This window comes from Algoriphagus pacificus, from assembly GCF_017254845.1.
GTDB lineage: Bacteria > Bacteroidota > Bacteroidia > Cytophagales > Cyclobacteriaceae > Algoriphagus > Algoriphagus pacificus.
On sequence record NZ_JAFKCU010000040.1, the window covers coordinates 1 to 304 of the forward strand.

Below are 304 nucleotides of genomic sequence, written 5' to 3' on the forward strand. Positions count from 1 at the left end.
TCCCGGGTGTAACCCCAGTACCATCGGCGCTGCAGGGCTTAACTTCTCTGTTCGGGATGGGAAGAGGTGGGACCCCTGCGCTAGGCCGCCTAAATCTTTGTGGTATGACCACTTAATATCTTAAGTTCCTGTCTTCGTTTGCACCGGTCACCCGACACCAAACATCCGACAGCTAACAACATGTCTTTGCAGAAACTGTAACAAACAGCGGTAAGCTTTTGGGCAATTAGTACTACTCAGCTATGACATTACTGCCTTTACACCTGTAGCCTATCAACGTCATCGTCTCTGACGGCCCTATTTG

The 304-nt window shown here is 49.7% G+C and carries 2 rRNA genes; both read right to left on the reverse strand.

Going from position 1 to position 304, the window contains the following annotated elements:
* Nucleotides 1-93: ribosomal RNA gene (gene rrf, locus J0A69_RS22495) — 5S ribosomal RNA — on the reverse strand; the annotation flags it as partial.
* Nucleotides 94-206: 113 nt separating this feature from the next.
* Nucleotides 207-304: ribosomal RNA gene (locus tag J0A69_RS22500) — 23S ribosomal RNA — on the reverse strand; the annotation flags it as partial.